Raw genomic sequence first — 25,178 nt, forward strand, 5'->3', positions numbered from 1 at the left:
AAGTGCCACGCACCGAAACAGGAGGCGTGATTTGAACTATCCGCAACTATTCCAAAATCTTGATGTGGGTCCGCTGCGGCTGGACAATCGCATCGTCATCGCGCCCATGTGCCAATATTCGGCCGAGAATGGCTGCATGACCGACTGGCACCTGATCCATCTGGGGCATCTCGCCCTGTCCGGCGCGGCTTTGCTGACCATCGAGGCGACGGCCGTCGTGCCGGAGGGGCGGATCACCTATGCCGATGTCGGCCTGTGGGACGATGCGACCGAGGCGGCGATGGCCCGGGTGGTGGCGGCGGTGCGGCGGCATTCGGCGATGCCGATCGCGATCCAGCTCGCCCATGCCGGTCGCAAGGCCTCGACCGACCTGCCCTGGCGCGGCGGCCGCCAGATCGCGCCGGACGCGGCGAATGGCTGGCCGACGGTCGCTCCGTCCGCCATGGCCTTTGCGGACGGGGAGACTGTACCCGCCCCGCTCGACCAGGACGGCATCGCCCGCGTGCGTGACGGCTTCGTCGAGGCCGCGAAGCGCGCGGCGCGGATCGGTATCGATGCGATCCAGCTCCACGGCGCCCATGGTTATCTGCTCCATCAGTTCCTGTCGCCGCTCTCCAACCGACGCGACGACGATTATGGCGGATCGCTGGAGAACCGGATGCGGCTGCCGCTCGAAATCTTCGACGCGGTGCGGGCGGCGGTGCCGGACCGCATACCGGTCACGATGCGCGTTTCAGGCACCGATTGGGTCGAGGGCGGCTGGGACATCGACCAGACCGTCGCGTTCGCCCAGGCGCTGGAGGCTCGCGGGTGCGCGGCGATGCACGTCTCGAGCGGCGGCCTCGACGCGCGCCAGCATATCCCGGTCGGCCCCAACTATCAGGTGCCGCTCGCTCGCGCGGTAAAGCAAGCGGTCGGCATTCCGGTCGTCGCGGTGGGCCAGATCACCGGATATGAACAGGCGGAGGCGATCGTCGCGACGGGCGATGCGGACTTGATCGGGTTGGCGCGGACGATCCTCTATGATCCGCGCTGGCCCTGGCATGCCGCTGCCCATCTGGGCGGGCGGGTACGCGCCCCGGATCAGTATCGCCGCTCGCAGCCATCCCGCTTCAAGCAGCTGTTCGATGTACCGAGCGATACGGCGCATTCATGAGAAGAGGGGCATGAGAAAAGGGGCGCTCGCATCGTGCGAACGCCCCACATCTTCGTCAATCAAGCCGGAAGATCAGATCTTGTCGCCGAGCGCACCCTTGACCGAACCCTTGACGTCCTGGCCCGTGCCCTTGAGCTGCTGGGCCTCACCTTCGGCGCGCAGGCTCTCATTGTCGGTGGCCTTGCCGACGGCTTCCTTGACCGACCCGGCGATCTTGTTGCCAGCCGCTGCCATCTTGTCGGACATCTCGCCCATATCTCTATCCTTTATCAAGCCGGTCGGGTGCGGACCGGTTGGAGATTAAACGACATCAAGGCGGACGGGTTCCTTGACCCGCCAATCCCGCAGCGGGAAAGGGCCGGACTTTACCTGTTTCGGCACGCTGCTAAGAAGCCGACGACCTTCCCGGCACAGGGGGCAGGCGAGTGGAGTAGGGCGTGGCGGTTATCGAACAATCCCCCGGCGAGGATGGCAACGCTGTACCATCGCCCGGTGAACTGCAATATCGCCTGCACCAGCAATCCGTCCTGGCCGATTTCGGGATCGAGGCGCTGCGGGCGCGGGAACTCGCACCGATGCTGCGTCGTGCGGTCGAGCTGTGCGCGGCGGGGATGCGTTCGCCCTATGCCAAGCTGCTGGAGTATGACGACGAAAGCGGCAAGTTGCTGGTCCGCGAAGGGGTCGGCTGGCGCGCCGGCGTGGTCGGCGCGGTGGAGATGGATAGCGACGCCCGATCCCCCGCCGGTTTTGCCTTCCATTCGGGCGAGGCGGTGATCTCCAACCATCTCGACAACGAGGAACGCTTCCGCACCCCCGCGTTCATGGCCGACCACGGCATTTGTCGCGCGATCAACGTGGTGGTCGAGGCGGGTGGCCGGAAGTTCGGCGTGCTGGAGGTCGACAGCGCCGAAGAAGGCCAGTTCGAGGCCGCCGACCTCGCCTTCATGCAGGGCTTCGCCAATCTGATCGGCGTCGCGATCGAGCGGCAACATGCCGAACAGCGCCTCGCCGCCGCGATCGAGCATCAGGAACTGCTGACACGCGAGGCGAGCCACCGGGTCAAGAACAGCCTGGCGCTGGTGTCCGCGATGCTGAACCTCCAGATGCAGGAGGATGAGGACCCGCGCATCGCCCGGATGCTCGGCGATGCGCAGGCGCGGATCACCGCCATCGCCCAGGCGCACGACCGGCTATGGCGCGGGCAGCAGGTCGGCATCGTGGCGCTCGACGAACTGGTCTGCGGCATCGTCTCCAACCTGGCGGACCAGGCCTGTCTCGACAATGTGGATTGCGACATCTGCGCGGCGGAGCTGAACGCCGATATCGCCATCCCGGTCGGCCTGATGGTGACCGAACTGGTCACCAACGCCATCAAATATGCCGCCGATGCCGGTCCGATCACGGTGCGGCTGGCGCAGACGGGGGCGGAGTTCGTGCTGACCGTCACCGATCGGGGACCGGGGCTGCCAACGGACTTCGACCTGAAGGCGATGTCGCGGGAAAGCCTGGGGATGCGGATGATCGCCAGCCTCGCGCGCCAGCTTCGCGGCCAACTGGACTTCGCGGATGCCGGGCCGGGGATGCGCGTGACATTGCGCTTCCCCGACCCGCGCCGCTGAGTGACGCTCAGGCGGTCGCTGCCCCCAATTCCCCGCTCGCCCGCGCCTTGCGGCCATAGACCCATTCGAACAACGGACTGGCCATCATCGTCGTGACGATCGCCATCAGCACCAGCATCGAGAAGAGCGTCGGGCCGATGATCCCCTTGCTCAGGCCGATATTGATGATGATCAGCTCCATCAGCCCACGCGAGTTCATCAGCGCACCGATGCCGAGCGCGGTGCGATTGTCCTCGCCGCACGCCCGCGCCGCCAGGTAGCAGGCGCCGAACTTGGCGGCGATCGATGCGGCCAGGATGCCGAGCGCGATCAGCAGCAGCGCGCCGGAATTGACCATGTCCATCCGCGTGTTCAGCCCCGAATAGGTGAAGAACATCGGCAGCAGCAGCACGACCGCCAGCGGCTCGACCTTCTTCTTCAGCTCGGTGACGAACAGGCCGCGCGGCATGAACACGCCCAGGATGAAGCCGCCGAAGATGCCGTGCACGCCGATCGCATCCATGATGAAGGCGGAGAGGCAGAACAGCATCAGCGTGATCGCCAGCACGTTCATGCTCATCTCGCCCCGCGCCTCGACCGCGCGGCCGAGGGGGGCGAGCAGCCGCCGGCCGAAGGCGAACAGGAACCCGATATAGAGGATCGCCCCGCCGATCGCGAGGATCGCCACGCCGCTGCCACCGCCGAAGGTCGCCAGCACCACCGCCAGCACGCACCATGACGCGGCATCGTCGAACGCGCCCGCGGTCAGCGACAGCGTGCCGAGCGGGCTGTCCGACAGGCCGCGTTCGTTGATGATCCGCGCCAGCATCGGAAAGGCGGTGAGCGCGATGCAGGCGCCCAGGAACAGCGTCGCGCTGCCGGTGCCGATGTTCGGCGCGAACAGGCCGGGCACGGTCAGCAGCATCGGCGTGATCAGCGCCGCGATCAGGAAGGGTGCGGCGATGCCGGAGGCGGACACCGCCATCGCGCTCTTCGCCTTGGACTGGAAATGGTCCAGCCGCAGCGTCAGCCCGACCAGGAACATGTAGATCGCCACGCCGAGCTGCGCGCCGGCATAGAGGATGTTCTTGGTCTCCTTGGGGAAGATCGCCGCCTGCAGGTCGGGTGCGAACAGGCCGAGCAGCGAGGGGCCGAGCAGCACGCCGGCGATCATCTCGCCCACCACCGGCGGCTGCGCCAGCACGCGCTGCGCGAACCAGCTGACCAGCCGGCAGGCCAGGATGATGATCGCGAGCTGGAGGAAGAAATGGATGCTGTAGTCGCCCGGCACATAGCTGGTGGCGCTTGCCGGCACGGCAGGGCCGTGCGCGGACAGCATCCCGCCGGCCACATGCCGGAAACTGTCGATCATGTCGTTCATCGCTCTCCCTGGTCCCCCGATGTCCGGTGTTTGATCGGGTTGAAAGCCAAGCCGCTGGCCAGCGCAAGACCGGTTCCGGTGCCGCTGCGACGATTTTCGGGAGCGCTACCGGGATTGTGGCTTGGCGGAAACAACGTAGGTACGTACCTACAGGTAAACGAGCAAAACAGGTGCGCGATGAAGACGTTGAGCAGCCGTGCGTTCAACCAGGACGTCAGCCTCGCCAAGCGACTCGCCAAGGTCGAGCCGGTGTTCATCACCGATCGCGGTCGCCCGACCCATGTGCTGATCGGCATCGAGGCGTTCCGGCACATGGCCGGGCCGGGCGAGAGCATCGTCGACCTGCTGGCCGCCGGGGGCGAGGCGCTGCCCGAGCGGCCGCCGGTCGCGCGTTGGACGCGCGGCGGCGGCGGGCGCTGATGTACCTGCTCGACACCGCGATCGTCGGCGCGCTCAAACAGGCGCGCAGTGGCGAGGGTGATCCGGGGCTTGCGCTCTGGGCGGGCGGGGTGCCGCGCCAAGAGCTGTTCCTGTCGGTGGTGACGCTGCTCGAATTGCAGGAAGCCGCCGCCGGCCTGCCCGGCCGGAAGCGCGGTGGAGCGGACGGCATGAGCTTGGAAGCCTGGATCGGCGACCGGGTGGTGCCGGCGTTCGAGGGGCGCATCCTGCCCGTGGACCTGCCGGTGGCGCGGCGGGCGGGCGGTCTGGCCTATGCGGAGATGCGCGACGCCCTGCTGGTCGCGACCGCGCTGGTCCATGGCCTGACCCTCGTCACCGCCGATCCGGGCGCCTATAAGGTCGGGCGGCCCAAGCTGTTCTGCCCGCTCGGCTATACGCCGCAGGAGCCGGAGGAGGATTGGCGCGAGGCTGCGCGGGGCGGATCGCAGTGGTTCCGCAACCTGTTCGTGAGGATGTGAGGGGATGACGGACGGGCGCTCGATCCTGATCGTCGGCGGCGGCACGGCCGGCTGGCTGACCGCCGCCTATCTCGCCCGGCACCTGGCGATGGTACGCCCGGGCGTGGCGATCACCCTGCTCGACGCGCCCGAGATCGGCCCGATCGGCGTGGGCGAGGGGGCCTTTCCGACGATCCGGTCGACGCTGCGCTATCTCGGGATCGACGAGGGCGGGTTCCTGCGCGGGACCAGCGCCAGCTTCAAACAGGGCATCCGCTTCGACGACTGGCTCCATGCGCCGGATGCGGGTCGGCGGCATCGCTACCTCCACCCGTTCGAGCCGCCCTATCGATCCGACGAGGTCGACCTGGTCGCGCACTGGCTGGCGCAGGACGCGGCGACACGCGCGCCCTTCGCCGAGGCGGTGACGATCCAGCACCGGGTCGCGGCGGCGGGGCGGGGGCCGAAGCAGGCGGGCGAGGCGGGCTATGAGGGACCGCTCAGCTACGCCTATCATTTCGACGCGATTCGGCTCGGCCGGCTGCTCGCGGATCGCGCCGAGGCGCTGGGCGTGCGGCGGCTCGACGGGCGGCTGGTGCGCGCGGTGCGGGGGACGGACGGTTCGATCACGCATCTGGAGACGGAGCCGCATGGCACCCTGTCGGCCGACCTCTATATCGATTGCACCGGGCAACATGCCGCGTTGATCGGCGAGGCGCTGGGCGAACCTTTCGTGTCGGTGCGCGACCGGCTGTTCACCAACCGCGCGCTGGTCTGTCGCCTGCCCTATGAGCGGGATGACACCCCGCTGCCCACCATGACGATCGCCACCGCGCATCATGCCGGCTGGACCTGGGACATCGGCACGGCCGAGGCGCGCGGGATCGGCACGGTCTATTCGGACGATCATCTGACTGCTGACCAGGCCATGCAGGGGCTGGCGGACTATACGGGCGTCGCGGCGGATCGGTTGGAGGTGCGCGCGCTCGGTTTCGAGCCGGGATATCGCCGGCGACCCTGGGTCGGCAATTGTATTGCGGTCGGCCTGTCGGGCGGGTTCCTGGAGCCGCTGGAGTCGACCGGCATCCTGCTGATCGAGGCGGCGGTGGCGATGATCGCCGAACTCTTCCCCCGTCGCGGACCTGTCGCGGCCCCGGCCGCGCGGTTCAACGCGCTGATGACCGCGCGCTACGAAGCCATCGCCGATTTCCTGAAGCTCCATTACGCCCTCAGCCGCCGGACCGAGCCCTTCTGGCAGGACAATCGGGCGGCCGGGTCCCGCTCCGAGCGCCTGGCGGGACTGCTCGACCAGTGGCGCTACCGGCCGCCCAACCGCTTCGACTTCACGCTGGACGTGGAGAGCTTCGCCTTCTTCAACTACCAATATATCCTCTACGGCATGGACTGGGCCGGCGATGCCGAACCGGTGCCGCAGGAGGGCGGGGCGCAGCTGTTCCGCAAGCTGCGCCAGTTCGGCGACCATGCCGCCGCCGACCTGCCGAGCCACCGCGACCTGGTCGCGGCGATGCGGGGATGAGCCGTCAACCCTTGTAGAGCGCGTCCAGCCGCTCGCCATAGACCTGGCGCAGGACATGGCGGCGGATCTTGAGGCTGGGGGTCAGCTGCTCGTTCTCGATCGCGAACGGTTCGTCGGCCAGGATGAAGCGGCGGATGCGCTCGGTGACGGACAGGTCCCGGTTCACCCGCTCCACCGCCTGGCCGAGCGCGGTGCGATATTCGCTATTCTCCGCCAGCCGGTCGAAGCGGCAGCTGTCGCCGTTCCGCGCGCACCATTCCTGCGTCCATTCGGGATCGGGCGCGATCACCGCGACCATATAGGGGCGGCGGTCGCCATGGATCATCGCCTGGGCGATCTCGGGTTGCAGGGTCAGCATCCCCTCGACCTTCTGGGGCGCGACATTCTCGCCCTTGTCGTTGATGATCAGGTCCTTCTTGCGGTCGGTGATGCGGATGCGGCCGGCGGCGTCGAACTCGCCGATATCGCCGGTGTGCAGCCAGCCGTCCTTCAGCACGCGCGCCGTCTCGGCATCGTTGCGCCAATAGCCATGCATCACCAGCTCGCCGCGGACCAGGATCTCGCCATCGGCGGCGATCCGCACCTCGGTGTTCAGGAGCGGCGGGCCGACCGAGTCCATCGTCACGCCGACCGAGGGCCGGTTGCACGAGATGACCGGCGCGGCCTCGGTCTGGCCATAGCCTTGCAGGAAGGTGACGCCCAGCGACTGGAAGAACTCGCCCACCTCCGGGGTCAGCGGCGCGCCGCCGGAGATCATCGCCTTGATCCGGCCGCCGAACTTCTTGGCGATCTTGGGCTTGAACAGCGTGTCGACGAGGAGCGCCTTGGGCCGGTCGATCAGCCGCACCCGACCCGCCGCGCGTTGCGCCCCGATGTCGAGCGCCGCCGCGAACAGCTTCGCCGACAGGCCGCCCTGCCGCTCGATCGCCTTGGTGATGCGGGTCCGCAGCACCTCGAACAGGCGGGGGACGACGAACATGATCGTCGGCCGCACCTCCTCGATATTGGCGGCGAGCTTGTCGAGCCCTTCCGCATAGTAGATCTGCCCGCCCATGCCGATCGGGAAATGCTGCCCGCCGGTATGCTCATAGGCGTGGCTGAGCGGCAGGAAGGACAGGAACACCTCGTCCCCCCAGCCGAAATCCTCGGCGACGACGGCGCTGCATCCGGCGACATTGTGCAGGATCGCGCCATGATGCTGCATCACGCCGCGCGGCGCGCCGCCGGTGCCGCTGGTGTAAATGACGCACGCCAGGTCGTCCCGGCCGAAGTCGGCGCGCGCGGCGGCGGTGGCGGGTTCGGTCGGATGATCCGCGATCAGCCGGTTCCAGTCGTGGAAGTCGAGCCCGGCGGCGGGCGCGCGCATTTCGTCGATGCCGATCACGATCTGGCCCTGATTGGATTTGAGCACCGCCGGCATCAGCACCTTGGCGAGCTTGGCGGTCGAGACGATGATCGCGCAGGCGCCGCTATTCTCCAGGATGTGGAGATGGTCGCGCTCGGTATTGGTGACATAGGTCGGCACCGTGACGCAGCCGGCGGCCATGATCGCCAGGTCGGACAGGCACCATTCGGGCCGGTTCTCCGCCACCAGCATCACCCGGTCGCCGCGCTTCAATCCCAGCGACTGGAGCGCGGTGGCGAGGCTGGCGACCTGACGCGCCGCCTGCGCCCAGCTTGTCGGCTGCCATGCGCCATCGGCCTTGCGCCAGAGGAAGGGGGCGTCGCCCTTCTCCGTGGCGCGGGCAAAGAACATCGCGACCAGATTGGGGAAATGCTCCAGCGTCCGCATCGTCTCTCCTTTCGCGCGTCCATGATCAAACGTCGCGGGTGCCGTTTTCTGTGTTCAGCCTATTCGGAAAGCGCGGTGCCGACGCTGCGCGGATCGGCCGCGCCGACCCAGCCGCGCGGCGTCCGCTCGACCGCGTTCGCCTTGAGCCCGAGCTTGCCGATCGTAACCCGGTGGCCCAGCGTTTCGAGCGCCGGCTTCATCGCGGTCAGCCAGGTGCCCTGTTCCAGCACCAGCCCGTCGCTGTTGAAGAAGACCAGAGGCGTACCCAGGGCCTCGCGCGCCGGCATCCCCCAGTCGAGATGTGCGATCAGCGCCTTGGCGACCTGCATGATGATCGTGCGCCCGCCGGCCGCGCCGACCGAGAAGATCGCCTTGTCGTCACGGTCATAGACGATGGTCGGGGCCATGGACGACAGCGGCCGCTTGCCGCCCTCCGGCCGGTTGGCGACCGGCGCGCCGTCCTTTTTGGGTGCGAAGGTGAAGTCGGTCAGCTCGTTGTTGAGGACATAGCCATTGGCGATCAGCTGGCTGCCGAACGGCCCCTCTACCGTCGAGGTCATGGTGGCGATGTCGCCGCTCTTGTCGACCGCGATGAAATGGGTGGTGGCCGGCACCTCCGACGATACCGCCGCCGTCATCCGTCCGGCCCCCGCCGGGTGGCCGGGCAAGTAGGTGCCGAGGCTATGGTCCGGGGCGATCAGGGCGGAGCGCTGGCGCAGATAGGCGGGGGCGATCAGCCCGGCGACCGGGTTCCGCACAAAGGCCGGGTCGCCCAGATAGGTGTCGCGATCGGCATAGGCGAGCTGCATGGCCTCGGCGATCAGGTGCCAGGCGACGGGCGAGTCCTTGCCGAGCTTGCGCAGGTCGAACCGCTCCAGCATCCCCAGGATCTGGAGCACGGTGACGCCGCCCGAGGAGGGCGGGGCCATGCTGCAGATGCGATAGCGGCGGTAGGTGCCGCAGACCGGAGCGCGTTCGATCGCGCGGTAGCCGGCCAGGTCGGCGGCGGTCATCGCGCTGGGCGCGACGCGGCTCTGCGTGGCGACGCGGAGCAGCTCGGCGGCATTGTCGCCGGTGTAGAAGGCGTCCGGTCCCTGTTCGGACAGCGTGCGGAGCAGCGTGGCGAGGCGCGGGTTCCTGATGGTCTCGCCGACCTTGGCGTCGCCATAGAGCGCGCGGGCATCGTCGAAATTGGTATCGGCCCAGAGCGGCGAGACGATGCGGACGCCGTTCACCAGCGGCGGCGTCGCGGCATAGCCCTGCTCCGCCAGCCGGATCGCGGGCTGGAACAGCGCCTTCCACGGCAGCTTGCCCCAGCGCTTGTGCGCCTGCGCCAGCAGGCGGACATTGCCGGGCACACCGACCGACCGGCCGCCGGGAAAGGCCTGGGCGAAGGGCAGGGGCTGGCCGTCCGGCCCCAGCCACAGGCTCGACGTGTCGGCGGCGGGGGCGGTTTCGCGGCCGTCGATCGTCTCGACCTTGCCGGTCCGCCCGTCATTATGGACCAGGAAGCCGCCGCCGCCGATGCCGGAGGATTGCGGCTCGACCACGGTCAGCGCCAACATCATCGCCATGGCGGCATCGGTGGCGGTGCCGCCCTGGCGCAGGATGTCCTGCCCCGCCTCGGTCGCGCGCGGATCGGCGGAGGTGACGACGCCGCGCGAGATCGCGGCCTTCTGGGCGGCGGGCGCGGCCTGGACGGCAAGCGGCGCGGTCAGCGCGGCGGCGAGCAACAGGGTCTTCATCGCTCCGGACCGTAGCGTCCGCGCCGTGCCGCGCAACCCGTCAGGCCGCGGCAATCGCCTGGGCCAGCGTCTCGAAGCCGTCGCGGGCGAGCAGCGCATCGAGATCGCGCGCGATGCGGCCAGGCAGGCCGGGGCCTTCATAGACCATCGCCGAATAGAGCTGCACCAGGCTGGCGCCGGCGCGGATGCGGGCATAGGCCGCCGCGCCGCTGTCGATGCCCCCGACCGAGACGAGCGGGATCGCCCCGCCGCTCGCCGATCGCGCCTCCGCCAGCTTGGCGCGGGCGAGCGGGGCGAGCGGGGCGCCGGACAGGCCGCCGGTCTCCGCAGCCTGGGGCGAGCGCAAGTTCGCCGGTCGCGAGACGGTGGTGTTGGACACGATCAGCGCATCGATCCGCGCGTCGATCGCCGCGCGGACGATCGCGTCGAGGTCGGGGCGGTCGAGATCGGGCGCGATCTTGAGGAACAGCGGCCGCGTCCCCGCCGCGGCGCGCGTGGCGGCGAGCAGCTCGCCGAGCAGCGGCTGCGCCTGCAGGTCGCGCAGGCCCGGCGTGTTAGGCGAGCTGATGTTGATGGTCAGATAATCGGCCAGCGGCGCGGCGGCGGCGACGCCATGCGCGTAGTCGGCGATGCGGTCGGTGGAATCCTTGTTCGCGCCGACATTGATGCCCAGCAGTCCGCGCCGCCGGCCGGTCGTCCCGGCGACCCGCGCCAGTCCCGCGTCCAGCCCCTTGTTGTTGAAGCCGTAGCGGTTCACCACCGCCCGGTCCTCGCGCAGGCGGAACAGGCGCGGCTTGGGATTGCCGGGTTGCGGACGCGGGGTCAGCGTGCCGATCTCGACCGCGCCGAAGCCCAGGCCCAGGAAACCGGCGATCGCCTCGCCATCCTTGTCGACCCCGGCGGCGAGGCCGATCGGATTGGCGAAATCCAGCCCCGCGACGACGCTGCGCAGCCGGAGGAACCGGTCCGGCGCGGTCGCCAACGGCGTCCCGGCCTTGCCCCAGGCGGCGAGCGACCGGACGGTGAGGGCGTGCGCGCGCTCGGCGTCGATGGCGAAAAGAGCAGGGTGATACCAGGCCATGCCGGCCCTTTCGCATTCCATGCCGTCGCGGTCAAAGCCTCGTGTCGGACGGCGGCCCTCCCCAAACGGGCAGGAAAGCATTGGCCCCGCGGCGCGCAACCGGGTAAGGGAGTCGGCCATGGCGTCCTTGTCACGCGCGTTCCGCGTCTCCGTTCTTTCCCTCCTCGTCACCACGGCGCCGCTGGTCGCCCAGGCGCCCCGCACCCAGGCGACCAAGACCCGCCCGCCGGCCGCTGCGCCCGCGACGCCGGCGGTGCCGGTCGACACCGCGGCCTGGCTGTACAAGGGCAGCGACATCGCGCCCGATCCGGCCTGGCGGTTCGGCACCCTGCCCAACGGCCTGCGCTATGCGGTGCGCAAGAACGGCGTGCCGCCGGGGCAGGTGTCGGTGCGCGTCGCGATGGACGTGGGCTCGCTCTACGAACGCGACACTGAGCGCGGCTTCGCGCATTTCATCGAGCATCTGTCCTTCCGCTCCAGCGCCTATGTCCCCGATGGCGAGGCCAAGCGGGTGTGGCAGCGGCTGGGTGCGACCTTCGGGTCGGATTCGAATGCGCAGACCACGCCGACCCAGACGCTCTACAAGCTCGATCTGCCCTCCGCTTCCGAGGCGGGGCTGGACGAAAGCCTGCACATCCTGTCGGGCATGATGGCCAAGCCGATCCTGTCGGATGCGTCGGTCAACGCCGAACGGCCGATCGTGCTGGCCGAACGGCGCGAGCAGCCCGGGCCGCAGGTGAAGTTCCAGGACGCGCTGCGCGAGACCTTCTTCGCGGGCCAGCCGCTCGCCGACCGATCGCCGATCGGCACGGAGAAGACGCTGCTCGCGGCGGACGGCGCGAGCGTCAAGGCATTCCACGACCGCTGGTATCGCCCCTCGCGCGCCGTCGTCATCATCTCGGGCGACATGGACCCGGCGGTCTTCTCGCGCCTGATCGTCAAGAACTTCGCCGACTGGAAGGCCAATGGCCCGGACGTGCCCGCGCCCGATTTCGGCAAGCCCGATCCGAGCAAGCCGGCGACCGCGACGCTGAGCGAGTCCGGCCTGCCCGCGATCGTCGCCACCGCCGTGCTGCGGCCGTGGCAGTTCAATGCCGACACGATCCTGTTCAACCAGAAGCGGATGGTCGATACCGTCGCCGCGCGGCTGGTCAGCCGCCGGCTGGAGCAGCGGGCGCGGGGCGGCGGCAGCTATCTCCAGGCGCAGGTCGCGGTCGACGACGAGTCGCGTTCGACCAATGGCACCTTCACCACCATCCTGCCGGTCGGCAACCAGTGGGAAGCGGCGCTGAAGGACGTGCGCGCCGTCGTCGCCGATGCGATGAAGACGCCGCCGACCCAGGCGGAGATCGACCGCGAGCTGGCCGATTACGATACCGTTATGCGGACCATGGTCGAGACCTCGCGCGTCGAGGCGGGCGCCAAGCAGGCCGACGACATGGCCGGGGCGCTCGACATCCGCGAGACGACGACCTCGCCCGAAACCTCCTATCAGATCTTCAAGGACGCACGCGCCAAGACCATGTTCACGCCGGAGACGGTGCTGGCCTCGACGCGCAAGATCTTTCAGGGTGACGCCACCCGTGCCCTGGTCAACACGCCGACCCAGGAGGCGAACGTGCCGGCACGGCTGGCGGCGGCGCTGAAGGCGGATGTCAGCGGCTTGGCGGGCGAACGGCGCGTGCAGGCGGCGGTCGACTTCTCCAAGCTGCCGTCGCTGGGCGCACCGGGCAAGGTCGTGCAGCGCCAGGCGATGCCCGATATCGGGCTGGAGAAGGTGACGTTCGCCAATGGCGTGCGGCTGCTGGTCTTCTCCAATCCGGCGGAGACGGGCCGCGTCTATGTCCGGGCGCGGTTCGGCGGCGGCTATGGCGAACTGCCGGCGAAGACGAGCACCGCGACCTGGGCGGCGGACACCGCGCTGGTCGCCAGCGGCATCGGCAAGCTGGACCAGGGCGACCTGGAGGCCTTGTCGGCCGGGCGGCGGATCGGGCTGGACTTCGGCATAGACGAGGATGCGTTCGTGCTGGCGGCGATGACCTCGCCGGCCGATTATCACGACCAGTTGCGGCTGATGGCGGCGAAGCTGGCCGTGCCCGGCTGGGATCCGGCGCCGATCGGTCGTGCGAAGGCGGCGGCGCAGGCGGCGCAGTCGGGGATGCGCGCCTCGCCGACCGCGGTGCTGAGCCGCGACCTGGAGGGGCTGTTGCGCGATGGCGATCCGCGCTGGGCCGCCCCGACCAGCCAGGAGATCGCGGCGCTGACGCCCAGGCGTTTCCGCAAGACCTGGGAGCCGGTGCTCGCCTCCGGCCCGGTCGAGGTGATGGTGTTCGGCGACGTGAAGACCGACGAGGCGATCGCCGCCGTCACCGACACGTTCGGCGCGATGGCGCCGCGCGGCAACGAGGCCGGCCCGCCGCTGACCGTCCGCTTCCCCGCGCATGTCGCGACGCCGGTCGTCCGCATCCATGACGGCCCGGACAGCCAGGCGGCGGCGGTGATCGCCTGGCCGACCGGCGGCGGCATCGCCGAGATCCGCACCAGCCGCCAGCTCGACATCCTGGCGCAGATCTTCTCCGACCGGCTGTTCGAGCGACTGCGCCAGGAATCGGGGGCGAGCTACAGCCCCTCCGTTTCCAGCCAATGGCCGGTCGGCAGCACCAGCGGCGGCAAGATCGTCGCGATCGGTCAGGTGTCGCCGGAGAATGTGCCGCTCTTCTTCCGCCTGTCGCGCGAGATCGCGGCGGATTTGGCGAAGAACCCGGTCGGCGTGGACGAGCTGGAGCGGACGATCAAGCCGATGGGACAGCAGTTGTTGCGCGCCTCCACCTCCAGCCAGTTCTGGCTCGCGCAGATGGGCGGCGGCACCTATGACCCGCGCCGTCTGGCGGCGGTGCGCTCGCTCGGCTCGGACCTGATGACGACCACGCCCGCCGAGTTGCAGGCGCTCGCCGCCCGCTATCTGCGGCCGGATACCGACTGGACGATGGAAGTGCTGCCGAAGGCCAAGGCGCCCGCCACGGCCCGCTGATCCTGCGAACGACTTGCGCCCGGAAATGCGCGAGTCGTTCGCAAAGATAGCGGTTGATTCCGGCGGTGCGCTGCACCATTTGCCTAATCGGAACAAGATGGTCTGATTAGCTCTTTATGCGCCTGTCCTCTCTCTCCGATTATGCCGTCGTGATGATGTCGGCCGCCGCACGCCACTGCGGCGGCGCTCGACTGAACGCGACGCTGCTCGCCGAGGAGACGGGCGTGCCGCTGCCGACCGCGCAGAAGCTGGTCAGCCGATTGTCGTCGGCCGGGCTGTTGGAAAGCACGCGCGGCACCGGTGGCGGCTTCCGCCTCGCGCGGCCGCCGGCGGCGATCAGCCTGGCGGACGTGATCGAGGCGGTCGAGGGGCCTATCGCGCTCACCGCCTGCGTCGAGGAAAGCCGGCATGATTGCGCGATCGAGGGCAGTTGCCGCGTTCGTCCGCACTGGTCGGTGGTCAATACCGCCGTTCGCGGCGCACTGGCCGGCGTGTCGCTCGCCCAGCTTTCCGTCGAACCCGTAACCCATACCGCCCCCAGGACTGTTGCAAGCCGCGCGCCGGCCTTGGCCGGGGCTCAGGAGTAATCATGGCGACCAAGAACGCAGAGGCCCATGCGGCCGTATCGAAGAAGTATGAGTGGGGCTTCGCCACCGATATCGAGCAGGACTTCGCGCCCAAGGGGCTGAGCGAGGACACCGTCCGCTATATCTCCGCCAAGAAGAACGAGCCGCAATGGATGCTTGACTGGCGGCTGAAGGCATTCCGTCTGTGGCAGACGATGGAAGCCCCGGACTGGTCGAAGCTGAACGTGCCGCCGATCGACTATCAGGACGCCTATTACTACGCCGAGCCCAAGGCCAAGGCGACGATCAAGTCGCTCGACGAACTCGATCCCGAGATCCGGCGGACCTATGAGAAGCTGGGCATCCCGATCGAGGAGCAGAAGCTGCTCGCCAATGTCGAGGGTGCGGAGCCGCCGCGTCGCGTCGCCGTCGATGCGGTGTTCGACAGCGTCTCGGTCGCGACCACCTTCCGCAAGGAGCTGGAGGCGGCCGGCGTCATCTTCCGCTCGATCAGCGAGGCGATCCGCGAATATCCCGATCTGGTCCGCAAGTGGCTGGGCAAGGTCGTGCCGCAGCGCGACAACTACTTCGCGACGCTGAACAGCGCGGTCTTCTCCGACGGCACCTTCGTCTATGTGCCGGAGGGCGTGCGCTGTCCGATGGAGCTGTCGACCTATTTCCGCATCAATGCGGAGAATACGGGGCAGTTCGAGCGCACGCTGATCGTCGCCGACAAGGGCTCGTACGTCTCCTATCTGGAGGGCTGCACCGCACCGATGCGCGACGAGAACCAGCTGCACGCGGCGGTCGTCGAGCTGGTCGCGCTGGACGATGCCGAGATCAAATATTCGACCGTGCAGAACTGGTATCCGGGCGACGAGAACGGCGTCGGCGGCATCTATAATTTCGTGACCAAGCGCGCTCTGTGCCAGGGCCGGAACAGCAAGGTGTCGTGGACTCAGGTGGAGACCGGTTCGGCGATCACCTGGAAATATCCGTCCTGCGTGCTGGCGGGCGACGGTTCGGTCGGCGAGTTCTACTCGGTGGCGGTGACCAACAATCGCCAGCAGGCCGATACCGGCACCAAGATGATCCATCTGGGCAAGAACACCCGCTCGACCATCGTGTCGAAGGGGATCAGCGCGGGGCGTTCCGACAATACCTATCGCGGGCTGGTCCGGGTCGGGCCGACCGCCGAGAATGTCCGCAACTTCACCCAGTGCGACAGCCTGTTGCTGTCGGACCAGTGCGGCGCGCATACCGTGCCCTATATCGAGGTGAAGAACCCCAGCGCGCAGATCGAGCATGAGGCGACGACCAGCAAGATCAGCGAGGACCAGCTCTTCTACGCCATGTCGCGCGGGCTGGACCAAGAGGCGGCGGTCGCGCTGATCGTCAACGGCTTCGCCCGCGAGGTGCTGAAGCAGCTGCCGATGGAGTTCGCGGTCGAGGCGCAGAAGCTGCTCGGGATTTCGCTCGAAGGTTCGGTCGGTTGATATTCGCACCTCCCCGGCGGGGAGGTGCCTGAAGGATGAATGATGCTGAAGATTGAAAACCTCCACGCCGAAATCGACGGCAAGCCGATCCTCAAGGGCCTGACGCTGTCGGTGAACGCGGGCGAAGTCCATGCGATCATGGGACCGAACGGCGCGGGCAAGTCGACACTCGGCTATGTGCTGGGCGGCCGGCCCGGTTACGAGGTGACCCAGGGCTCGATCAGCTTCGACGGCGAGAACCTGCTGGACATGGAGCCGCATGAGCGCGCCGCCGCCGGCGTGTTCCTGGGCTTCCAATATCCGGTCGAGATCCCCGGCGTGTCGAACGTGCAGTTCCTGCGCGAAAGCCTGAACGCGCAGCGCGCGACGCGGGGCGAGGCGCCCTTGTCGGGCGCGGAGTTCCTGAAGGTCGCGCGGGCGCAGGCCGATGCGCTCGGCCTCGACCACGACATGCTCAAGCGTCCGGTCAATGTCGGCTTTTCGGGCGGCGAGAAGAAGCGCAACGAGATGGTGCAGATGGGCATCATCGACCCCAAGTTCGCGATCCTCGACGAGACGGACAGCGGCCTCGACATCGATGCGCTGCGCATCGTCGGCGACGGCATCAACCGCATCATGCGCCAGCCGACCAAGGCGGTGCTGCTGATCACCCATTACCAGCGGCTGCTCGACTATGTCCGGCCCGACGTGGTGCATGTGCTGGCCGACGGACGCATCGTCCGCACCGGCGGCCCCGAACTCGCGCATGAGCTGGAGCGCGAGGGCTATGGTCAGGTGGCGGCGTGAGCGTGCTCGAACTGCCTTCGGTCCGCGAGGAATCGTGGCGCTGGTCGGATCCTGAGGCGATCGCGGCGGCGGCCGCGATGCCCTGGTCCGATGCGCCGGTCGATGCGGCCGTCTATTTCCTCGACCTGCCCGGCGCGCGCATCGTGGTGCGCGACGGCGTGGTCGACCAGGCGGCGAGCGACCTGCACCGCGTGACGCTGGGTCATGTCGAGGCGGCGGAACATGCGCTCGGCCGCCGCACCGCCGGCCCCGGCTGGGTGCTGGACCTGGCCGAGGATGGCGCCGCGCATCCGGTGCAGATCGTCCATGTCTCGACCGGTGGCAGCAACCATTTTGCCGGCGCGATCCGGCTGGCCGATGACGCCACCGCGCAGGTGGTGGAAACCTATGTCGGCGCCGGCTGGGCCAATCGCGGCCTGTCGGTGACGCTGGGCAAGGCGGCGCGGCTGATGCGCGCGGTGCGCCTGCTCCAAGCGGGCGGCTTCACCTCGTTGCGCGAGGATGCGACGCTGGGCCAGGGCGCGAGCCTCGTCACCAGCTTCCTGGGCGCGGGCGCGGCGGGCACCCGCATCGACGCGACGATCGTGGCCGGGGAGGGGGCGTTCGCCGAATATGGCGGCGCGTTGCTGACCGCCGGCGAGCAGCGGCAGGAATGCGCCGTCGCCGTTCGCCATGCCGAGCCGAACGGCCAGTCGCACCAGTTGTGGCGCGCGGTCGCGGCCGATCGCTCGACCGCCAGCCTGGCGGCGCGGGTCGAGGTGGCGCGTCATGCGCAGAAGACCGATGGCGAGCAATCGCTGCGCGGCCTGCTGCTCAAGCGTACCGCCACCGTCAACCTCAAGCCCGAGCTGGAGATCTTCGCCGACGACGTGAAATGCGCGCACGGCGCGACGGTCGGCGAGCTGGACGCGCGCGCGCTGTTCTACATGCAGAGCCGGGGCATCCCGCGTGCACGCGCGCAGGCGTTGCTGACCCGCGCCTTCGTCGCCGACGCGCTCGACCGGATCGGCAATGCGGTGGTGCGCGAGGCATTCGCGTCTGATGCCGATGCCTGGCTGGCGGCGGCGCTGTGAGGGTTCTGACCGCCCCCGCGTCTAGTGCGCCGCTCGACACGGTCGCCGACTTCCCGGCGATCCCAGACGGCTGGGCCTATCTCGACACCGCCGCCACGGCGCAGAAGCCGCAAGCCGTGGTCGATGCGATCACCGCCGCCTATGGCGAGACCTATGCCACCGTGCATCGCGGCGTCTATCAGCGCTCGGCGGACATGACACTGGCCTATGAGGCGGCGCGGCGACGCGTGGCCGACTTTATCGGTGCGGGTTCGGCGGACGAATGCGTGTTCGTGCGCGGCGCGACCGAGGGGATCAACCTGGTCGCGCAATGCTGGGCGGGAACGCAGCTCAAGGCCGGCGACCGCATCCTCCTGTCGATGCTGGAGCATCACAGCAACATCGTGCCGTGGCAGATGGTCGCGGAGCGGATCGGCGCGGCCATCGACGTGGTGCCGCTGACGGCGGACGGTCGCATCGATCTGGACGCGGCGGCGGCGATGCTGACCCCCGCGCACAAGCTGGTCGCGTTCGCCCATGTCTCGAACGTGCTCGGCTCGGTGACGGACGTGAAGCGGGCGGTCGCGCTGGCGCACGGCGTCGGTGCGAAGATCCTGGTCGACGGTTGCCAGGCGGTGCCGCGCCTGCCGGTCGACGTGACCGCGCTCGGCTGCGACTTCTATGTCTTTTCCGGTCACAAGCTCTATGGCCCGACCGGGATCGGCGTGTTGTGGGGCAAGCCGGAGTTGCTGGATGCCATGCCGCCCTGGCAGGGCGGCGGGTCGATGATCGACAAGGTCAGCTTCCAGCGCACCACCTATGCCGCCCCGCCCGGACGGTTCGAGGCGGGGACGCCGCATATCGTCGGCGCGCTGGGGCTGCACGCCGCGATCGACTATGTCGAGTCGATCGGCCTGATGCGCATCCACGCGCATGAGACGGCGCTGGTGACCCAGGCGCGCACGGCCCTGGCGGCGATCCCCGGCATCCGCTTGTTCGGGCCGGAGGACAGCGCCGGAATCGTCAGCTTCGCGATGCAGGGGGTGCATCCGCACGACATTGGCACCATCTTGGACGAGGCACAGGTGGCGATCCGCGCCGGCCATCACTGCGCGCAGCCGCTGATGGAGGTGCTGGGCGTGGAGGCGACGGCGCGGGCCAGCTTCGGAGTGTATAACGGTCCGCGCGATGTCGAGGCGTTGGTCGCCGGCATCGCCCGCGTCGCGCGGATTTTTGGCTAGGATATGAGCATGAGCGACTTTTCGGTCGAAGAGGTGGAGGGCGTGGCTTCCCCGCCCAGGGCGCGGGTCGAGGATGCGCCGCGCGAGCGCGATTATCTCGCCGGGTTCCTGGCGCAGAAGCCGCAGGGCGACGCCCTGGGCGAACCGGGCGGCGCGCTCTATGAGGGCGTGATCACGGCGTTGAAGGAGATTTTCGACCCGGAAATCCCCGTCAACATCTATGACCTGGGCCTGATCTACGGCGTCGAGGTGACGGATGGCGGCCATGCCGTGGTCACGATGACGCTGACCACGCCGCATTGTCCGGTCGCGGAGTCGATGCCGGCCGAGGTGGAGCTTCGCGTCTCCGCCGTGCCGGGGATCGCTACGGCCGATGTCAATCTGGTCTGGGACCCGCCCTGGGACCCGCAGAAGATGTCGGACGATGCCAAGCTCGAACTGGGGATGCTGTGATGGCCACCACCCTGCGTCCGCGCCCCGCCGCGCTCCTCCTGACTGCCACCGCCGAGGCGCGCATCGCCGCGCTGATGGCCAAGGCGCCGGAGGGCGCGGTCGGCGTCAAGCTGTCGACCCCGCGTCGCGGCTGTTCGGGCCTGGCCTATTCGGTCGACTATGTCACCGAGGCCAAGCCGTTCGACGAGCGCATCGATACGCCGGGCGGCACGCTGTTCGTCGATGGCGGATCGATCCTCTATCTGATCGGATCGACCATGGACTGGGTGGAGGATGATTTCACCGCCGGCTTCGTGTTCAACAATCCCAACGCCAAGGGCGCGTGCGGGTGCGGCGAGAGTTTCACGGTCTGAACTCGATCGGTTAGCTGATCTGGCGGTTCACTGATCTGGATGAATACGGCTACCGGTCGAGGCACATAAGCCACCGCCCATGCGTATGGGTGGGATGACCGAGAATGTCCCGCCCGACCGCCAGCGCCGCTTGTTGCGCGTCTTCCTCATCGCCGCGGCGGTGTTCGCTTTCGCCTGGGTGGTGGCCATCACGGCCGAGGTGATCAGTGGCCGCACCAAGCTGAAGGAACATGCCATTCCTTCGCAGCAGACGCCCGCATCGGGAGGCCAGCCGCCGCTGCAACCGCGCGGCTGAACAGGCATCGGGCTGTATGACCACCCCGATCGCCACGGCGGGAATGCCGGGCGACCGGGGCGGCGTGCTTCGATCAGGCGCGCTTGCCGTCGAGCAGGCGCGGGGCGCCGGTCGCACCGTCGCGCAGATCCTCGGGCAGCAGGGCCGGCGCGAGGTTCTGGTAGCTGACCGGCCGCACGAAGCGGTCGATGGCCATGCTGCCGACCGAAGTGGTGCGACCGTCCGACGTGGCGGGGAAGGGACCGCCATGCACCATCGCATGCGCGACCTCGACACCGGTCGGCCAACCATTGGCCAGGATGCGGCCGGCCTTGCGCTCCAGCAGCGGCACCAGCTTGGCGGCGAGGTCCATATCCGCCTCGTCCATGTGGAGCGTGGCGGTCAACTGGCCCTCGGCTGCCCGCAGCACCGCCATCACCTCGTCCTCGTCGCGGCAGCGGACCAGCAGCGAGGATGCACCAAACACCTCGTGACCCAGCGCCGCATCGGCCAGGAACGCCTCGGCCGTGGTGGCGAAGAAACTGGCCTGGCCCTGGGCCACGCCTTCGCCGACCTTGCCGCGCGCGATCGTCTCGACCGCATTATGGCCGGCCAGCGCCTCGGCGCCGCGCGAATAGGCGGCGTGGATGCCCTGGGTCAGCATGGTCGCGGCCGGTGCGTCGGTCAGCGCGGTGCGCGCCGCCTCGACGAACGCATCGAGCCCTTCGCCCTCGATCGCGAGGAGCAGGCCGGGATTGGTGCAGAACTGGCCCGCGCCCATGGTCAGCGAGCCGACGAATGCGGTGCCCAATGCGGCGCCGCGGGCCGCCAGCGCATGGGGCAGCAGCACGACCGGGTTGATACTCGACATCTCGGCATAGACGGGGATCGGCACCTCGCGCGCCTGCGCCAGGGTGACGAGCGCGAGGCCCCCGGCGCGCGAGCCGGTGAAGCCGACCGCCTGGATGCGCGGATCGCGGACCAGCGCCGCGCCCAGATCGTTGCCGGGACCGACCAGATGGCCGAACACGCCGGCCGGCAGGCCGGACGCCTCGACCGCGCGGGCGATCGCACCGGCGACCAGGGCGCCGGTCTGCGGATGCGCGGGATGGCCCTTCACCACCACCGGGCAGCCGGCGGCGAGCGCCGATGCCGTGTCGCCGCCGGCGGTCGAGAAGGCGAGCGGGAAGTTGGACGCGCCGAACACCGCGACCGGACCGACCGGCACCTTGCGCAGGCGCAGGTCGGGGCGCGGCAGGGGCTGGCGATCGGGCAGCGCCGGATCGACGCGCAGGTCGAGATAGGCGCCGTCGCGCAACACGGTCGCGAACAGCTTGAGCTGGCCGACCGTGCGGCCCCGCTCGCCCTCCAGCCGGGCGCGGGGCAGGCCGCTCTCGCGCATCGCCGTCTCGATCAGCGTGTCGCCGATCGCGACGATCTCCTCGCCGATCCGGTCGAGGAAGGCGGCGCGCGCCTCGCGGCTGGTGGCGCGATAGGCGTCGAACGCCGCTTCGGCGGCGGCGGCGGCCGATTCAACATCGGCCAGGCCATGGACCGCGATCGGATCGCCGATGGTCGCGCCGCTGACGGCATCGATCGAATGGAAGGGGGTGGCGGAATCGCTCATGGGAATCTCCAATAACTCCGACTGATGCCGGGCGTCCGGGGCCGGGGCGACAGGCATGTCGTCTCGGAACCGGCTGGCTCTACGAAACCGGGATACGACCGTAAACCGGCTTGTCTGTCATATAATTGTCGGACTATAGATTACACCATCTTCCACGCCCTCGGCGCTTATTGGACCTGACAGGCTTATGACCGACACGCCCGCTCCCCGGCTTCGTTCCCGTGCGTGGTTCGACAATCCCGCCAATATCGACATGACGGCGCTGTACCTGGAGCGGTACCTGAACTTCGGCCTGTCGCTGGACGAGCTGCGGTCGGGCAAGCCGATCATCGGCATCGCCCAGACCGGCAGCGACCTCAGCCCCTGCAACCGCCACCATCTGGTGCTGGCCGAGCGGGTGCGCGAGGGCGTGCGTGAAGCGGGCGGCATCGTGCTGGAATTCCCGGTCCATCCGATCCAGGAGACCGGCAAGCGCCCGACCGCCGGCCTGGACCGCAACCTGGCCTATCTGGGCCTGGTCGAGACGCTTTACGGCTATCCGCTCGACGGCGTGGTGCTGACGATCGGTTGCGACAAGACGACCCCGGCCTGTCTGATGGCGGCGGCGACGGTCAATATCCCGACGATCGCCCTGTCGGTCGGGCCGATGCTGAACGGCTGGCACAAGGGCGAGCGGACCGGCTCGGGCACCATCGTGTGGAAGGCGCGCCAGATGCTGGCGGCGGGCGAGATCGACGATGCGGAGTTCATCCGCCTGGTCGCCAGCTCCGCGCCGTCGACCGGCTATTGCAACACCATGGGCACGGCGACGACGATGAACTCGCTGGCCGAGGCGCTGGGGATGCAGTTGCCCGGTTCGGCGGCGATCCCGGCACCCTATCGAGACCGCCAGGAGATTTCCTACCTGACCGGCAAGCGCATCGTCGAGATGGTGGCGGAGGATCTGAAGCCGTCCGACATCCTGACCAAGCCGGCCTTCCACAACGCGATCCGCGTCAACTCCGCGATCGGCGGTTCGACCAACGCGCCGATCCACCTCGCGGCGATCGCGCGCCATATCGGCGTCGACCTGCCGATCAAGGATTGGGAGACCGAGGGGCACAAGGTGCCGCTGCTCGTCAACCTGCAGCCGGCCGGCGAATATCTGGGCGAGGATTTCTACCGTGCGGGCGGCGTGCCGGCGGTGGTCAGCCAGTTGATGCAGCATGGCCTGATCCATGAGGATGCGCTGACCGTCAACGGCCGCACCATGGGCGACAATTGTCGCGACGTCGACATCGAGGACGAGAAGGTCATCCGTCCCTATGACACGCCGCTGAAGGAGGATGCCGGCTTCATCGTGCTGTCGGGCAATCTGTTCGACGCGGCGGTGATGAAGACCAGCGTGATCGGTCCCGAGTTCCGCGACCGCTATCTGAGCGACCCCAACGACCCCGAAGCGTTCGAGGGGCCGGCGGTCGTGTTCGACGGGCCGGAGGACTATCATGCGCGGATCGACGATCCGTCGGTCGGCATCACGCCGGAGACGCTGCTGTTCATGCGCGGCGCCGGACCGATCGGTTATCCGGGGGCGGCGGAGGTCGTGAACATGCGGCCGCCGGCGTACCTCATCACCGAGGGCATCCATGCGCTGCCCTGCATCGGCGACGGCCGCCAGTCGGGCACCAGCGGCTCGCCGTCGATCCTGAACGCGAGCCCGGAAGCGGCGGCGATGGGTGGCCTGGCGCTGCTCAAGACCGGCGACCGGGTGCGCATCGACCTGCGCGCCGGCACCGCCAACGTCCTGATCCCCGACGCGGAGCTGGCCGAGCGCCGGGCGGCGCTGGAGGCGGCGGGCGGCTATGCCTATCCGGCCTCCCAGACCCCGTGGCAGGAGATCCAGCGATCGGTGGTCGGCCAGATGAACACCGGCGCGATCCTGGAGGGTGCGGAGAAGTACCAGCGCATCGCCCAGACCATGGGTCTGCCCCGCGACAACCATTAAGGCGCAAACGGACGGTGGCGGCTCGCATCGCGAGCGCCGCCGTCCGCAATCCGGGGCTCCGTCTCTCGCGGGATCACGGAAGAAGCTGTACAGGCCGCGACATGCAAGGCGGTCGAGAGGATGAGGGCAGGATGACGGTGCGCAATGTCTGGTCGCTGGGTGCGACGCTGGGCGAGGGGCCGGTCTGGGATGCGCGCGACGCCGCGCTATGGTTCGTCGATATCAAGCAGCACCGGGTCCATCGCTTCGATCCCGCCGGCGGCGAGACGCGCAGCTTCGACGCGCCGGGCCAGGTCGGCTGGGTGTTGCCGGCGGCGGATGGCGGCTTCCTGGCGGGTTTGCAGACCGGCCTGCACCGCTTCGATCCTAAGAGCGGTGCGTTCACGCTGCTGACGGCGGTTGAGCCGGACCGGCCGGGCAACCGCCTGAACGACGCCACCGTCGCGGCGGACGGCGCGGTGTGGTTCGGCTCGATGGACGATGGCGAGACCGACGTGACCGGGCAGGTCTATCGCTTCCATGCCGGCACGCTGACGACCAGCACCATCCCGCCGGTGGTCATCACCAACGGTCCGGCGGTGTCGCCGGATGGCGGCACGCTCTATCATGTCGATACGCTCGGCCACACGATCCATGCGGTCCCGGTCGATGGCGCGACCACCGGCACGCCGCGCCCGTTCGCGACGATCGATGCGGCGGACGGCTATCCCGATGGCGTGACCGTCGATGCGGAGGGGGGCGTCTGGGTCGGCCTATGGGGTGGCTGGTCGGCGCGCCGCTATGCGCCGGATGGGACGCTGGACCGGATCGTGCGTTTCCCGGTCGCCAACATCACCAAGGTGGCGTTCGGCGGCGACGACCTGCGCACCGGTTTCGCGACCAGCGCGAGCAAGGGCCTGTCCGACGAGGATCGCGCCGCCCAGCCCGAGGCCGGCAGCCTGTTCGCCTTCGACGTGGACGTGCCGGGCCGCGTCCTGCCGCTTGCTAGGATCGAGGGCTGATCCAGGGGGCGGTGTCGTCAATCGCGATTGCGAACCGCCCCTCCCGCGTTGGCGGTGCTCCTGCGGAGGCAGGAGCCCAGGGTTATGTGCTTCATAAGTCGTTGTCGCGTTTGGCCCTTGGCTCTTGC

Annotated in this window: 22 protein-coding genes; 16 read left to right on the forward strand and 6 right to left on the reverse strand. The window is 68.8% G+C overall.

The window, feature by feature from the left end; genetic code table 11:
- Positions 1 to 31: 31 nt before the first annotated feature.
- Complete coding sequence (locus BRX43_RS11895) at positions 32 to 1,156, forward strand: NADH:flavin oxidoreductase/NADH oxidase (protein WP_125995125.1); 1,125 nt, start codon at positions 32 to 34, stop codon at positions 1,154 to 1,156.
- A gap of 72 nt (positions 1,157 to 1,228) precedes the next feature.
- On the opposite strand, the gene BRX43_RS11900 is transcribed toward BRX43_RS11895, so the two are convergent.
- Entirely contained in the window at positions 1,229 to 1,411 is a 183-nt protein-coding gene (locus BRX43_RS11900; RefSeq protein ID WP_125995127.1) for a CsbD family protein, read from the reverse strand.
- Positions 1,412 to 1,593: 182 nt separating this feature from the next.
- Here BRX43_RS11900 and BRX43_RS11905 point away from each other — a divergent pair, with 182 nt between their 5' ends.
- Complete coding sequence (locus BRX43_RS11905; RefSeq protein WP_241214920.1) at positions 1,594 to 2,775, forward strand: histidine kinase dimerization/phosphoacceptor domain -containing protein; 1,182 nt, start codon at positions 1,594 to 1,596, stop codon at positions 2,773 to 2,775.
- 7 nt (positions 2,776 to 2,782) lie between these two features.
- On the opposite strand, the gene BRX43_RS11910 is transcribed toward BRX43_RS11905, so the two are convergent.
- Positions 2,783 to 4,135, reverse strand: coding sequence for a cation:proton antiporter (locus BRX43_RS11910; protein WP_125995129.1), 1,353 nt, complete (start codon positions 4,133 to 4,135; stop codon positions 2,783 to 2,785).
- Positions 4,136 to 4,312: 177 nt separating this feature from the next.
- On the opposite strand from BRX43_RS11910, the gene BRX43_RS11915 reads away from it, so the two are divergent.
- From BRX43_RS11915 to BRX43_RS11925, 3 genes are read left to right on the forward strand one after another with little or no spacing between them, the layout of a single operon-like run.
- On the forward strand, positions 4,313 to 4,555 hold the full coding sequence (locus tag BRX43_RS11915) for a type II toxin-antitoxin system Phd/YefM family antitoxin (protein WP_125995131.1): 243 nt from the start codon (positions 4,313 to 4,315) through the stop codon (positions 4,553 to 4,555).
- Positions 4,555 to 5,052, forward strand: a complete 498-nt coding sequence (locus tag BRX43_RS11920; protein WP_125995133.1) for a PIN domain-containing protein — start codon at positions 4,555 to 4,557, stop codon at positions 5,050 to 5,052. Before BRX43_RS11915 ends, BRX43_RS11920 begins: the two co-directional genes overlap by 1 nt.
- Before the next feature lie 4 nt (positions 5,053 to 5,056).
- On the forward strand, positions 5,057 to 6,568 hold the full coding sequence (locus BRX43_RS11925; protein WP_125995134.1) for a tryptophan halogenase family protein: 1,512 nt from the start codon (positions 5,057 to 5,059) through the stop codon (positions 6,566 to 6,568).
- Between the two features lie 4 nt (positions 6,569 to 6,572).
- Here BRX43_RS11925 and BRX43_RS11930 read toward each other — a convergent pair whose 3' ends face one another.
- The 3 genes from BRX43_RS11930 to BRX43_RS11940 are packed head-to-tail and all read right to left on the reverse strand — an operon-like array spanning position 6,573 to position 11,207.
- Positions 6,573 to 8,360, reverse strand: a complete 1,788-nt coding sequence (locus tag BRX43_RS11930) for an AMP-dependent synthetase/ligase (RefSeq protein ID WP_125995135.1) — start codon at positions 8,358 to 8,360, stop codon at positions 6,573 to 6,575.
- 59 nt (positions 8,361 to 8,419) lie between these two features.
- A complete protein-coding gene (gene ggt / locus BRX43_RS11935) occupies positions 8,420 to 10,105 on the reverse strand; it encodes a gamma-glutamyltransferase (RefSeq protein WP_125995137.1) in 1,686 nt (561 codons plus the stop codon).
- 40 nt (positions 10,106 to 10,145) lie between these two features.
- Positions 10,146 to 11,207 carry a quinone-dependent dihydroorotate dehydrogenase gene (locus tag BRX43_RS11940; protein WP_241214921.1) on the reverse strand — a complete coding sequence of 354 codons (1,062 nt, stop codon included), beginning with the start codon at positions 11,205 to 11,207 and terminating at the stop codon, positions 10,146 to 10,148.
- Between the two features lie 97 nt (positions 11,208 to 11,304).
- On the opposite strand from BRX43_RS11940, the gene BRX43_RS11945 reads away from it, so the two are divergent.
- From BRX43_RS11945 to BRX43_RS11985, 9 genes are all read left to right on the forward strand, one after another.
- Complete coding sequence (locus BRX43_RS11945) at positions 11,305 to 14,217, forward strand: insulinase family protein (RefSeq protein ID WP_125995139.1); 2,913 nt, start codon at positions 11,305 to 11,307, stop codon at positions 14,215 to 14,217.
- 116 nt (positions 14,218 to 14,333) lie between these two features.
- Positions 14,334 to 14,804 (forward strand): SUF system Fe-S cluster assembly regulator, encoded by a 471-nt coding sequence (locus BRX43_RS11950; protein WP_125995141.1) that lies wholly within the window; start codon positions 14,334 to 14,336, stop codon positions 14,802 to 14,804.
- 2 nt (positions 14,805 to 14,806) lie between these two features.
- Positions 14,807 to 16,279, forward strand: a complete 1,473-nt coding sequence (gene sufB / locus BRX43_RS11955; protein WP_125995143.1) for a Fe-S cluster assembly protein SufB — start codon at positions 14,807 to 14,809, stop codon at positions 16,277 to 16,279.
- 42 nt (positions 16,280 to 16,321) lie between these two features.
- Positions 16,322 to 17,065: a Fe-S cluster assembly ATPase SufC gene (gene sufC, locus BRX43_RS11960; RefSeq protein WP_125995145.1), complete on the forward strand. Its 744-nt coding sequence runs from the start codon at positions 16,322 to 16,324 to the stop codon at positions 17,063 to 17,065.
- On the forward strand, positions 17,062 to 18,138 hold the full coding sequence (locus BRX43_RS11965) for a SufD family Fe-S cluster assembly protein (RefSeq protein ID WP_241214922.1): 1,077 nt from the start codon (positions 17,062 to 17,064) through the stop codon (positions 18,136 to 18,138). Before sufC ends, BRX43_RS11965 begins: the two co-directional genes overlap by 4 nt.
- Complete coding sequence (locus BRX43_RS11970) at positions 18,135 to 19,358, forward strand: cysteine desulfurase (RefSeq protein WP_125995147.1); 1,224 nt, start codon at positions 18,135 to 18,137, stop codon at positions 19,356 to 19,358. Before BRX43_RS11965 ends, BRX43_RS11970 begins: the two co-directional genes overlap by 4 nt.
- 9 nt (positions 19,359 to 19,367) lie before the next feature.
- Positions 19,368 to 19,811: an SUF system Fe-S cluster assembly protein gene (locus BRX43_RS11975; RefSeq protein ID WP_125995149.1), complete on the forward strand. Its 444-nt coding sequence runs from the start codon at positions 19,368 to 19,370 to the stop codon at positions 19,809 to 19,811.
- Complete coding sequence (locus BRX43_RS11980) at positions 19,811 to 20,164, forward strand: iron-sulfur cluster assembly accessory protein (RefSeq protein ID WP_125995150.1); 354 nt, start codon at positions 19,811 to 19,813, stop codon at positions 20,162 to 20,164. The genes BRX43_RS11975 and BRX43_RS11980 overlap by 1 nt, the downstream gene beginning before the upstream one ends.
- A gap of 94 nt (positions 20,165 to 20,258) precedes the next feature.
- On the forward strand, positions 20,259 to 20,459 hold the full coding sequence (locus BRX43_RS11985) for a hypothetical protein (protein WP_125995151.1): 201 nt from the start codon (positions 20,259 to 20,261) through the stop codon (positions 20,457 to 20,459).
- A gap of 73 nt (positions 20,460 to 20,532) precedes the next feature.
- Here the strand turns inward: BRX43_RS11985 and BRX43_RS11990 are convergent, their stop codons facing one another.
- On the reverse strand, positions 20,533 to 22,065 hold the full coding sequence (locus BRX43_RS11990) for an aldehyde dehydrogenase (NADP(+)) (protein WP_125995153.1): 1,533 nt from the start codon (positions 22,063 to 22,065) through the stop codon (positions 20,533 to 20,535).
- Between the two features lie 187 nt (positions 22,066 to 22,252).
- Between BRX43_RS11990 and BRX43_RS11995 the strand changes: the two genes are divergently transcribed.
- On the forward strand, positions 22,253 to 24,049 hold the full coding sequence (locus BRX43_RS11995; protein WP_125995155.1) for an IlvD/Edd family dehydratase: 1,797 nt from the start codon (positions 22,253 to 22,255) through the stop codon (positions 24,047 to 24,049).
- Positions 24,050 to 24,180: 131 nt separating this feature from the next.
- The gene (locus tag BRX43_RS12000) at positions 24,181 to 25,050 is read left to right on the forward strand and encodes an SMP-30/gluconolactonase/LRE family protein (RefSeq protein WP_125995157.1); all 870 of its coding nucleotides are present in this window, start codon (positions 24,181 to 24,183) and stop codon (positions 25,048 to 25,050) included.
- Positions 25,051 to 25,178 lie beyond the last annotated feature (128 nt).

It is taken from the genome of Sphingomonas sp. S-NIH.Pt15_0812, assembly GCF_003951315.1.
GTDB lineage: Bacteria > Pseudomonadota > Alphaproteobacteria > Sphingomonadales > Sphingomonadaceae > Sphingomonas.